Below are 11,192 nucleotides of genomic sequence, written 5' to 3'. Positions count from 1 at the left end.
GATCGGGGAACTTTTGTAAGGGAGAATAAGTAGTAGAAATTAGTCTACTTTTATAGCGAGGAGGAGAGTGTGAAACGCGAATTTATTGTGGAACGGCAAGGGAAGGTTTTCTGTCTGTATGCGGGGTTGTTAGACCTTGCGCATGCTCGCGGGCTCAAGGCGATTGAGACCGAGTTGGTACAGATTCCCACCGAGGCCAATAAAAACGTGGCCATTGTGCGTGCAGTGGTGCGAATGGAAGGTAGCAAGGAGGGGGAAGAGCGGATTTTTACCGGTTTAGGAGATGCCGATCCAACTAACGTAGCTCCCGCAATGCGCACCTGCTTATTGCGACTTGCTGAGACGCGCGCGAAGGCTCGCGCTTTGCGCGACGCCGTCAACATTGGGGTTGCGGCCCTCGAGGAGCTTGGAGATGCGGAAGGAGAGAGCCTCTCTATGGAAAGCACACCAGAACGAGGCTATCTTTTGGGGCGCTCTCCTAGCGGGCGTGAAGGGGATGGCAGCACCGGTTCAAATCGAGGTCATCGCGCCCCTAGCAAACGCAAAGAGAGTTTTGACGCCTCAGAGCGGCTCTCCGAGGAACAGGCAAACGCCATTCGCACGCTTTGTAAGCGACAGGGGCTTCAGGTTGAAGAGGTCGTACGAGAGCGTTGCGGTGCGGAGGCTCTCGACCAACTCAATGCGGCTCAGGCTGCCGAGCTCATTCGGGCGCTTGTGCATGCTCAGCAGCTCTCGGTTATCTCTTCATCCAAATAATCAGTTAGCGACATCCTTGCTGCGGTGAGGGGTGCTTCAAGGCTAACGTCCCTTCTCCTTAAGGCCAAGACGAGGGGCCCCAGAAAATCAATCGTACGATTGATTTTCTGGGGCAGATTGCCTTCCGTTAAGGCATCCTCTTACCTCGTTCGCTGCTTGACCTAAACAACCCCCATTGCCATTTGAACTAGAAGCCAAAGCGCGGGCTTTTTATCGGGGAGTGGATGGGCAGTGGACGCCGAATCAAGCTGCCGTCTCGATGATCGAGGATGAGATCGGTGCAGTTGGCATAGGTTTCAGCCAGCTCTTGAGCAAAGCGTTCGCACTCTTCGGTAGTAGGAAACTGATCTCCGATCTCCTGAGCGATAGTTTGGGGATCGCGAGTCTCTTGGATCGGCGTGGCCGATTGTCCATCCGGGCTTATTTCGAGGCGTGTTTCCCAAGGAAGATTACAGGTTTGGGTCATAAAACCGGCGATGTCAGGGGTGATCGGCTGGCGCTCGGTCCAGTGAAGGTCAAGTGCGAAAAGAATCAGCCCCGGCTTGGCGGTAGCCAAATCTTGGTAGATATCCTCATCCTGGATGTCGTAGGAGTGGGCGAGGCAGAGCAGGGCAAGCTCTTCTTCGTTGTCGGTATTATCGCCGATTTGGTAGGGGCGAATGTTCTTGTCTTCAATCTCCCACCATTGGGCGAACAGACGCGCGAGTGGCTCGGATGTGTCGCCGAGCCAAAGCAGTTTTGTGGGCGCCAGATCGCGGGCATCTAGAAAGGCGGCCGTTATGCCCACCACGTAGGCCACATCCTCCTCGCTAGGCTGGAAAAAGACAAAGCGTTCGCCAGGCGTTTCGGGTTGGGGGTTGGTTTCTATGAGGATGCCGCGTGTCTGCACGTAGTGCCATTCCCGTAGGCCCATGGTGTGTGGGTCTTCAAAATCTTGGACGCGCGCCAGCAGGTCGCCCACCTCCTCGTACACGTTCTCCATTTCGGGCAGTTGTGCGGTGACGGTCGCGAGGGCTTCGGGGGTGATCAGGCGATAAGTGGCTTCCGCTTCCTCCATCTGCCCGAGAAGCGCGTAGCATTCGGCCATTTCGAGGATCAGCCAGATGGGCAAGCCGCCGTAGGTGTCGTTGATAGCATGAAACATCTCGAGGGTCTGTTCGTAATCGCCGAGGTCCATGAGGGTTTGGGCGTAGTCCACGTCGGCAGCTTGGCGCAGTTGCAGCAGTTCGGGACGCTCGAAGGCGGAGGAGGGAAGAGCAGCAAGCAGTTGGCGGCTGCGGTCTAGAAAGGGGCGTGCGAGGAATGGGCGTTGGAGCTGAAAAAAGCGATTGCCCAGTTGATAGTAGGGGATAGGGTTGGTGCGATCTTGACGTATCTGCTGAAAGAGAGTTAACTCGTCGTTGGTTTGGATACCGCTCTGTTGAGCGCCCTGTTTTAACAGCTCGATGGTGGTGTCAATAACGAGATCGGAGGCAACATCTTGTTGATATGCCAAGGCAAGGTGTTGAAGGGCGAGGAGCGGTTCGCCTTGAGCGGCGATGTTACGCGCCTGCTCGATGATCTGGCGTACCTCTTCGCTCACTTCGGGTTCGCGGCGGATAGGTTTGCCGTCGGGGCCTAATAGGGTCATGGTATGTTCTCCGTTAAAGATTTAAGCGCTGAAAGGTAGCATCACAGCTCTGCGAGAGGAGGCAGAATTTTGGCGATACGTTGGAGGGTTGCCTCATCGGAGGGGCGAGCCGTATAGCGCGCGACGAGGCATACCCAGACCTCCTCGTGGCGGGTGTCGAACACCGTAAAGCCGGCGGCCTCAAGGGCCTCGCCCACCAGATTTTCATGCTCTTCCACGATCCCTGAGGTGATGAACAGGGCTTCGGGGGCGCAGATACGCGCTACATCGGGTGCGATCTCGATGATGGTGTTGGCAACGATGTTGGCAACCACAAGGTGGCAGTGATGAGCGACTTCATAGAATTGAGGAACGGGATGGATGGTGATAACGGTTTCAAGTCCGTTCCGTGCCACATTTTCGGCGGCGATCTGTCGAGGCAAGCTATCTATATCGGTGGCGAAGACTTGGGCTGCACCGAGTTTGCCAGCGGCGATGGCCAGAATGCCGCTGCCGGTTCCGATGTCGGCGACACGCATGCCCGGTTGTAGGTAGGTTTCGAGGGCCTGAAGGCAGAGGCGTGTAGTAGGATGCGACCCCGTGCCAAAAGCCATGCCCGGCTCAAGGAGGATGACGATCTCATCTGGGGTGGCATCGAATGCCTCCCAAGGAGGCGTAATAACGAGACGATTGCCTATGCGCATGGGCTTGAAATGTAGTTTCCAGGCCTCCTCCCAATCGGCTTCGTCTATAGGGTGCAGGGCAATCGGCTGGCATAGGGGAGGAAGGCCAAATTCCGGGAAACGCTGAAGATGTTGCTGTAGGGCATCCAGACGCGGCGTAAGTGCATCGTTAAGGGGAAGAAAGCCGCGAATGAGGCGCACGCCCTCTTCTACCTCCTCGATCTGGGTTCCTCCGCAACCAACTTGTAGGAGCGCGTAGTTAACGGCTTCTTCAGTCTCGGCGGGGCATGTGATGGCGATCTCTATCCAGCGCAATTTGGGTTAATGCTTTCCAAAAAGCCGGGCAAGAATGCTGCGGCTTTCGTGATCTTCGGCTTTCTCACCGAAGGTAACGGCGAGCTGTTGCAGCAGCGCTCGCTGTTCGGGGGTAAGTTGTTTGGGAATCTGCACTGTGATGATCACATGCTGGTCACCGCGGCGGCGACCGTTCAGCTCAGGAAGCCCTTTCCCTGGGAGCACGTACTCTTGACCCGGCTGGGTCCCCGGTTCCAGTTTTAATGTCTCCTTCCCTCCAAGCACGGGCACTTCGATGGTGCCGCCCAGCGTCGCCGTTGTAATGCTTACCGGTACCTCACAGTAGATATGGCTACCACGTCGCTCGAATATCTCATGGTCGCGCACGTAGATCACAAGGTAGAGATCGCCGGGAGGGCCTCCGCGCTCGCCAACATCTCCTTCACCCACTAATCGCAGGCGAACCCCTGTTTCTACTCCGGCAGGGATGTTCACGGTGCGCTCGCAAGTGCGTCGCACACGCCCGGTGCCGTTACAGTGCCGGCAGGGGTCGCGAATCACTTTGCCTGTGCCTCGGCAGCGCATGCAGGTTTGAATGGTCTGGAAGGTGCCCAGGAGGCTGGTTTGCGTGAAGCGAATCTGCCCTCGTCCATGACATTGAGGGCAGGTATCCACACTTCCGGCTCCCGCACCCGTGCCCTGACATGCCTCGCAAGTCTCCATGCGAGCGTAGCGAATCGTTTTTGTAACGCCTGTTGCCACCTCCTCCAGGGTTAGCTCCACATCTTCGCGCAGGTCGTCTCCGCGCGCAACGTCGGTGCGGCCGCGTGCTGTGGGAGACTCACCAAAGAAGATGTCGAAGATATCGGCAAACGGGTTCGCGCCAAAGCCTGATGAGAAGCCGTTACTTGGCATCTCATCCCATGCCGCGTGACCATAACGATCGTACTGGCGGCGCCGCTGCTCATCGCTAAGCACGTCGTAGGCAGCCTGTATCTCTTTGAACTTCTCGGCCGCGTCGGGCGATTTATTTCTGTCTGGGTGGTATTTGGCCGCTAAGTTTCGGTAGGCTCGCTTAATCTCCTCTTGGGAGGCATCGCGAGAGACACCTAAAACCTCATAATAGTCACGCGCGCCAGTTGCCATTTCTACTCCGTTGGGTTATCTCTTGAACTGGTTGTTTTTGCAAGTGCATGGGGTCTAGAAAGCTCGATCGGCACTAGCGAGAGCCTCTCATGTCTCATCAATGTCGGGAAGGATATCGAATCCCTCCTCTTCCAAAAGCTCTTCCTCTTCCTCCAGCGGCCCACCTTCTCGAATACGCACATCTACCGCCGTGACGCGCTCCTCGCCGTCTTCCTCTTGGGCTTCGGCATCCACTCCTTGAAGAACCTCATCTTCCAACAGAACGGCCTCTTGCCCAGTTTCATCAATGGGCAGAACGGTGCCGGCCCCGATGATATCAGCATCGGAAGGCTCATGCGGCTGCAAGGCTTTTTGGGTGGCCAACAGAACCTCTTCCGGCTCGTGCGGCACAATTTTACCCGCCGCTATCTCTTCTAGAGCGATGGTAAGTGGGTTTGTGGAGCGCGTTTCCACGAGGCGACGTGCTCCCTCCTTGAGTTGACGGGCTCGTTTGGCTGCAATAATCACTAACGCATATTTGCTCCCCATCTGATCCAGCTTATCTGGTGATGGACAGATGCTCATTGTCTCTTTCGGCTCCTTGGTCATCGTTTTTTAGGTTTCATCCCCATTGTGCGATCTAGACGTCCCCCTTGTCAAGAGAGCAGGCTAATTTCTCTCAAAGACGGCCGCTTTCCTTTCTTAATTATCTTATTGTAGAATCGCCCGAATGGTTCCCATAGAGCAAGAGAAATTTCTCTCGTTCAGCATGGTTGGCCCTCTGTTGGTAGCGGCCTCCTCAAGACGTCTTCATTGCACGATATGATTCGGTAATGGCCTGTCCAAGCATACCGATGGTTTGCTTAACAAGGGAGCATATTGCAAAAACAGGTAGACAAAATTATGCCATAATTGAGCTAAAAATCTGCGTGGGAGGGCCAAGACGCGGTGGGCCGACGGTTTTTCCTAGATATGAACGCTTTTTTCGCCTCTGTGGAGCAACAAGAAAACCCAGCATTGCGGGGAAGGCCTCTTATTGTGGTGCCGCTTAAAGTGCCCACGACTTGCGCTATAGCCGCCTCTTATGAGGCGAAAGCCTTTGGCATTCACACCGGCACCCAAGTTAGCGCAGCGCGTCGTCTTTGTCCGGACCTGGAGGTTGTCGAGGCGCGTCCTTTGCTGTATGTGCAGTATCATCGCGCCCTCTGTGAGCTCCTGCAAGCCTATTTCGTTTCAATTCAGGTGCTTAGCATAGACGAAATGGTATGTGGGATCGGTCGGACGGTGGTGGGGCGCACGATGGAGGAGGCTTTGGCACATCAGGTAAAACAAGCCATAAAAGCCCAACTAGGCGCCCAGATGCGCTGTTCCATTGGAATTGGCCCCAACACTTTTTTGGCCAAGGTGGCCTGTGAGCGCCAAAAGCCCGATGGCCTTACCATCTACGATAGTGCCGATCTGCCAGATGTCCTCTTTACGCTCGAATTGACCGATCTGCCCGGCATTGCAAAAAGAATGCTCGCACGCTTAAATCAATATCATATACGAAGCGTGCGCGACCTCTATGAGGCCGATGTTGTGCACCTGCGCCGGGCTTGGGGCAGTGTGGTGGGGGTGCGCTGGTATTGGATGCTTCGTGGCTCATTGGAGGTGGATTACGGGCAGTATGTGGGGCGTCCACGGAAGTCGGTGAGCTGTTCGCATGTTTTACCTCCGGAGTTTCGGGATCGCTGCGGTGCGGTGCGAATTCTTCTGCGGCTTTGTGAAAAGGCGCTTAAACGGTTAAGAGAGGAGGCATTGGGCGCATCCTGTGTGGAGATACGGGTGGATTATCGGCATCGGTACGATTTGACGACGTACTCTTGGCGGCAACGCAGCACGAAACATCTGCATGCGAACGAGGAGAGCACCTGGTTGCCCATTGTGCGCAAACTACTAGATCGGTTGCCCCCTGCGCGATTTAACTACCAACCGATGCGGGTTTCCATCGGCTTTTCGGGCCTGTTGGCGGAAAAAGATCAGAACCTAAGCCTTTTTGAAGCGGAGCCCACTAAGCGCGCCTGCGCGGCACGTGTGGTAGATATGCTAGAAGCGAAAGGCCTACCAATAGCTCGCGCCTCGCTTTATACCCTTCGAGAACAGGCCCTTACCGCATTCCTTTCGGTGTGCCGCCGCATCCTCCTGCAGCTTCATATGGCAGAAGTGAAGATAACTCTTTTTGCAGTGCATCGTCTGAATAGATGCAATGTTCAGGAGCGTTCAAAGCATTTACTGAAAACGACCTGAGACTTGTGGAGGATAAGACGATGAAAGAACACCATTTCCGATGGTTGCGCCTTGCCAGTGTGGCTTTCGGGTTAGGATGGAGTGTGGCCACGGTGGCATGCGGCGCACAAGGGTTTGGACAAGGCGGGCCGCCGCCAGGCCCAGGAGGCTTTCCAGGAAGACAGGGGCGCGGCTTTGGAGGACAGATGGGCTTTCGCTTCGGACCCGGTGGTTTTATGATGGACCCCCGTCAGTCCAATGCGATGGCTTTGTTACAGAGGCCTGATGTGCAACAGGAGCTGGGGCTGAGCCAAGACCAACGGCAGAAGATCGGGCAGATTCTACGCGATATGGCAGCACAACGCCAGCAGAAGATTCGCGATTGGATGCAGCAAAATCCTCCTCCCAATCCCTCCGACTTTAACAATATGACGCCAGAAGAGCGTCAAGAGCTTTTCCAGAAGCGTCAAAGTGCGATGGCCGCGCTACAGCAAGAGCTGCAGGACGAGGAGCAAAAACAGCTCTCCCAGGTGCTTACGGACGATCAGCAGAGCCGTCTGCAGCAGCTCGATCTGCAGTGGCGCACCGCTTTAGCGCTTGCCGACGATAAGCTGGCGGCGAAGTTAAATCTGAACGATCAGCAGCGTCAGGAGATCCAACAGATATGGCAGCAGTATCAGCAGACCACGCGACAAACCATGTCGTCTCTCTTCAACCGCGGTGGGAACAACCGCTTTAATGGTCCTCCAGGCGGACCTCCTGGCCCACCACCAAACAATCAGGGGGCCCCTCCGCCTCCTGGTGGCCCTGGTGGACCTCCACAACGTCCCTTTAGGGGAAGGCCTGGCGGCTTTGGTGCCCAATTTGTCCAGCTAGAGCAGAAGCTTTATCAGCAGCGTATGGAAGCCGGGAAGAAGGTACTGGCTCTGCTTACGCCCGACCAACTGGCGCAGTGGCAGCAGATGACGGGCAAGCCCTTTACGTTCCACTTCGAGATGCCGGGCGGACAGCCGCCACCTCCTCCTGGCGATCAAGGGCCACCGCCACCGCCGCCTCCGGACGATCAACCGCCTCTTCCTGATAGGCCGTTTTAGGGAAATTGGAGGCGCTGTGGTACCAGCGTCGAGATGTCAAAATAGAAGGGGAGTGAGCACTGCTCACTCCCCTTCTTCAAACGAAGTTCATTCCGGATTCGAGGAGGATGTGTTTGGAGATTCGATCTGTACTTTCATACCGTCTTGCAACTGCGTCTGACCTTGGGTTACCACCGCCTCGCCGGCAGAAACGCCACTGCGAATCTCTATCTTGTCTGGAGTGACGAAACCGAGCTGTACTTTGCGTTGGTGTGCAACGTTGTTTTCCACAACAAACACCGTGCCCATGCCGTCGGCTGGATTGAGAACGGAGAGATAAGGCACAAGCACTGCGTGAGGATGCACGTCGAGCACAATGGTGCCTCTTGCAAACATCTGAGGGCGTAGTTGATGGCTGTCGTTGGGCAACGAGATACGCACGGTGAAGCTTCTGGCCTGTGCGGAGGCCACCGGAAAGAGTTTACTAACCCGCCCTTGAAACGTTTTGCCTGGCAAAGCATCCACTGTGACGGTTACAGGTTGGCCGATGTGCACCTTTTCAAACTGAGATTCGGGCAGCTGGGCATCGAAGTAGATGTTTTCCAAAGAGACGATTTCAAGCACGGATTTTCCAGCTGCGAGCTGTTCTCCTGGCTCTGCAAGGCGCGCTGCAACCACACCGGAGATAGGGCTGGTGATGGTGGTATCTTCAAGCTGTTGTCGAGCGTAGGCAACCGCAGCTTTGGCTTGGTCCACCTGCGCCTGTGCCGTCTGAATGGCGGCTTGTGCGTTTTTTACATCCTCTTGGCGCAACTTAATCTGATCACGGTTGGCCAATGCGGTTTGGAGGGCTTGCTCGGCCTGCTCCACGTTGTACTGGGCGCTTTTGATCTCTTCGGGGCGATTGCCCGCCTGAATTTCGTCGTAGGCCTGCTGGGCGGCGATATAGTTGGCCTGCGCCTGGTCGGCGGCCGTTTGAGCCTGATCGAGCTGCTGAGCCGAGATAGCGTTTTGACGGTAGAGGCTTTCGTAGCGCTGTAGATCAGAACGAGCTTGGTCGTAGGCGGCTTTTGCCGCTAACATCTTTTGACGGGCTTGCTCGCGGTCTTCGGAGCGTGCTCCTTCCTCCACGATTTTGGCCTGCTCTTTGGCAGCGTTCAGGGCGGCTTGCGCTTGGGCAATGGCATGCTGCGTTTGCGATTGAGTAAGCTGCAGGTTGGTAAGCGCGCTGTGATATTCCACTTTAGCCTGGTCGAGTCGGGCGATGGCCGCTTGGAGATTGGCCAGCTGCTGGTCGAGTTGCGCCTGTAGATCGCTAGTATCCTGCTGAGCTACCACCTGGCCCGCTTTTACACTATCTCCTTCGCGGTAGTAGAGGGCCACAAGTTTACCGGCGGCCTTAGCGCCCACGGTGACGTCGTTAAGGGCTGTGAGAACTCCGGTAACGATGGTTGTCTGTTCGATGGGACCGACGCGGGCGGGCGTTACCTGCACGAGCACGGCAGCTTTCGTATCGGACATGGGAGTGGCCGGTGTAGCAGTCGGCTTTGAATGCGAGCATCCGGTGAGGAGCGGCCCTATCAGACCAACGATTACGTAAAGGATGAGGGTTTTTTGTGCTTTATGGAGCGTGTTCATTTGGGACCTCCGGTAGGCAGATTCGGCAGGCCAAGCGCGTGAGGGGATGGTTGATTTTGGTACCCAGCACTTTGTGGGGTGTAGGAGTAGCGACCTACGGCGCGATCGAGGGCTGCACGAGCGTTGTTGTAGTCGTAGAGAGCATTCACTTGATTTTGTTCTGCTTGGGTAAGGGCTGCCTGCGCATTGCTCACTTCAAGGATGGGCGAGACGCCACTGGTGTAGCGCACGGTGGCTAAACGATAGCTTTCGCGCGCTTCGGCGAGCGCCTGATTCGCTACGGCCACCCTATCGCGAGCTTGAAGCAGGTTGAGATAAGCGCTACGCACATCGAGTTCAACCTGGTCAATGGCGTTGCGACGCTGGGTCTCTGCCTGCGCGACGAGCGCACGCGCCTGTTCGAGTTGGGCACTGGCCTGGCCACCGTCGTAGAGTGGAATAGAGACCGACAGCACCAAAGCGCCCGATGTGGTTTTGGGGGCAAACCCCGCGGCATCTGGAGAGTAAGTCACCTGAGCGGAGACGGCAACAGAGGGCAGATAGCTTTTTTGTGCCAGCAGGATGCCTTTTCGGGCTGCCGCTAACTGCGCGTCGGCGGCGAGCACTTCAGGACGTGTTTTTAGAGCCTCCTGCACAAGGGCGTCGTAGTCTTTACCAAGGTATAGTGAGCTATGAGTAGCTTGGCTCGTGTCCATATTTTGGGGCACCTCTAAGTTGCCCAGCTGTTGAAGGGCGCTGGGAGGGGGCACATTGGGCGGGTTTTCAACGGCGCCAGCGTCGCTGACTTCAAGAGGGGTATCTATAGCGATACCGAGGGCGCTGTTCAGTTGCGCGATGGCGAGGCTAACGTTACTTTGTGCGGCAATCAGCTGTTGTTGAGCGTTTGCCACATCGGTCTGTGCGCTCAACACATCGAAAGGGGCTGCGGTGCCCGCCTTGAGCTTTTTTTGGGCATCGGCAAGGCGATCGAGGTCGTTTTGTAGGGTCTCTTTTGCGACGACGACAAGAGCCTGGGCTCGCAACACGTTATAGAAGGCGTTCTTAATGGCCAGAACCGTGTCGTTTTGGGTTTGGTTCACGGCGATTCGCGCAGCGATCTCTTCAAATTGTGCCTGATCTTTGGCCGTGCGCAGGAGCCCGGTAATGTCTATAGGGAGAGAGGCCACGGCCTGGAGCTGACGCTGATCTTGGTTCACGATGGTAACGGTCTGTTGGCCGAGTCGGAAGGATTGCCCGGCATCAAGGTGGGTAAAGGTAAATTGGCCGGTGAGCGTTGGGTTAAAAGCATCTCGCGCCTGCACGGTGCGTCCGTGAGCCTGTTGGAGGGCTTCAACGGCCAAAGCGAGCGCACGGCTGTTAGCTAGCCCGATCGCTACGGCCTGTTGGAGGGTGATGGGGTGGGGCGGGACACGCCCTTCCACCTGCGGTAAGGTAGGAGAGACCAGTTGAGGATGTGCCGGCTCGGGCAGAGGACGAATAGGTGCGGGAACAGGCGCTTGCAGATTCGTTGGCGGGGGTGTTGTTGGCAGCGGGGTGACGCCAGTGGGAGCAGACAGAGGGGGTTCGGGCATCGTCTGCTGGGCGATTGCTACAGAGCCTCCAAGAGAGGTAAGCATGAGGCCGACAAGGTACCAACAAAGACGCAGTAGGCGATGAAAACGCGCTAGGAACAAGTTTCGAGACTCCTTTTTCCTCCGAATAGATAAGGCCCTGTGAACGAGACGTTCCTCAAGCCAAGAAACTATCGCA

General features: G+C 56.2%; 9 protein-coding genes. 3 read left to right on the top strand and 6 right to left on the bottom strand.

The genetic code is table 11. The annotated features are described in order from the left end of the window. The first annotated feature begins 69 nt into the window (after positions 1-69). The gene (locus CCALI_RS14945) at positions 70-756 is read left to right on the top strand and encodes a hypothetical protein (protein ID WP_016482500.1); all 687 of its coding nucleotides are present in this window, start codon (positions 70-72) and stop codon (positions 754-756) included. A 187-nt stretch (positions 757-943) separates the two neighbouring features. Here the strand turns inward: CCALI_RS14945 and CCALI_RS05595 are convergent, their stop codons facing one another. The 4 genes from CCALI_RS05595 to rpoZ all read right to left on the bottom strand — a co-directional run bounded on the left by CCALI_RS05595 (position 944) and on the right by rpoZ (position 5,052). Then, positions 944-2,386, bottom strand: a complete 1,443-nt coding sequence (locus CCALI_RS05595) for a tetratricopeptide repeat protein (RefSeq protein WP_016482499.1) — start codon at positions 2,384-2,386, stop codon at positions 944-946. Positions 2,387-2,427: 41 nt separating this feature from the next. Next, positions 2,428-3,363: a 50S ribosomal protein L11 methyltransferase gene (gene prmA / locus CCALI_RS05590; protein WP_016482498.1), complete on the bottom strand. Its 936-nt coding sequence runs from the start codon at positions 3,361-3,363 to the stop codon at positions 2,428-2,430. Positions 3,364-3,369: 6 nt separating this feature from the next. Next, positions 3,370-4,488 (bottom strand): molecular chaperone DnaJ, encoded by a 1,119-nt coding sequence (gene dnaJ / locus CCALI_RS05585; protein ID WP_016482497.1) that lies wholly within the window; start codon positions 4,486-4,488, stop codon positions 3,370-3,372. Positions 4,489-4,575: 87 nt separating this feature from the next. Further along, positions 4,576-5,052, bottom strand: coding sequence for a DNA-directed RNA polymerase subunit omega (gene rpoZ, locus CCALI_RS15685; protein WP_016482496.1), 477 nt, complete (start codon positions 5,050-5,052; stop codon positions 4,576-4,578). 387 nt (positions 5,053-5,439) lie between these two features. On the opposite strand from rpoZ, the gene CCALI_RS05575 reads away from it, so the two are divergent. Both CCALI_RS05575 and CCALI_RS05570 read left to right on the top strand, forming a co-directional pair. Beyond that, a complete protein-coding gene (locus tag CCALI_RS05575) occupies positions 5,440-6,753 on the top strand; it encodes a DNA polymerase Y family protein (RefSeq protein ID WP_156415910.1) in 1,314 nt (437 codons plus the stop codon). Between the two features lie 20 nt (positions 6,754-6,773). Continuing rightward, the gene (locus CCALI_RS05570; protein WP_016482494.1) at positions 6,774-7,826 is read left to right on the top strand and encodes a hypothetical protein; all 1,053 of its coding nucleotides are present in this window, start codon (positions 6,774-6,776) and stop codon (positions 7,824-7,826) included. An 87-nt stretch (positions 7,827-7,913) separates the two neighbouring features. On the opposite strand, the gene CCALI_RS05565 is transcribed toward CCALI_RS05570, so the two are convergent. Then, positions 7,914-9,443, bottom strand: a complete 1,530-nt coding sequence (locus CCALI_RS05565) for an efflux RND transporter periplasmic adaptor subunit (RefSeq protein ID WP_016482493.1) — start codon at positions 9,441-9,443, stop codon at positions 7,914-7,916. After that, a complete protein-coding gene (locus tag CCALI_RS05560; protein WP_016482492.1) occupies positions 9,440-11,116 on the bottom strand; it encodes a TolC family protein in 1,677 nt (558 codons plus the stop codon). The genes CCALI_RS05565 and CCALI_RS05560 overlap by 4 nt, the downstream gene beginning before the upstream one ends. Positions 11,117-11,192: the final 76 nt, after the last annotated feature.

Origin of the sequence: Chthonomonas calidirosea T49, assembly GCF_000427095.1 — a bacterium.
In the GTDB taxonomy this organism is placed as follows: Bacteria; Armatimonadota; Chthonomonadetes; order Chthonomonadales; family Chthonomonadaceae; genus Chthonomonas; species Chthonomonas calidirosea.
Note: the sequence above shows the minus strand (reverse complement) of the source record. Positions and strands in the feature narration are given on the sequence as shown.

Excerpts from the sequence above, each read along its gene's own strand:
- CCALI_RS05595 (WP_016482499.1), bottom strand. The coding sequence starts at position 2,386 with ATGACCCTATTAGGCCCCGACGGCAAACCTATCCGCCGCGAACCCGAA.
- dnaJ (WP_016482497.1), bottom strand. The coding sequence starts at position 4,488 with ATGGCAACTGGCGCGCGTGACTATTATGAGGTTTTAGGTGTCTCTCGC.
- rpoZ (WP_016482496.1), bottom strand. The coding sequence starts at position 5,052 with ATGAGCATCTGTCCATCACCAGATAAGCTGGATCAGATGGGGAGCAAA.
- CCALI_RS05575 (WP_156415910.1), top strand. The coding sequence starts at position 5,440 with ATGAACGCTTTTTTCGCCTCTGTGGAGCAACAAGAAAACCCAGCATTG.
- CCALI_RS05570 (WP_016482494.1), top strand. The coding sequence starts at position 6,774 with ATGAAAGAACACCATTTCCGATGGTTGCGCCTTGCCAGTGTGGCTTTC.
- CCALI_RS05565 (WP_016482493.1), bottom strand. The coding sequence starts at position 9,443 with ATGAACACGCTCCATAAAGCACAAAAAACCCTCATCCTTTACGTAATC.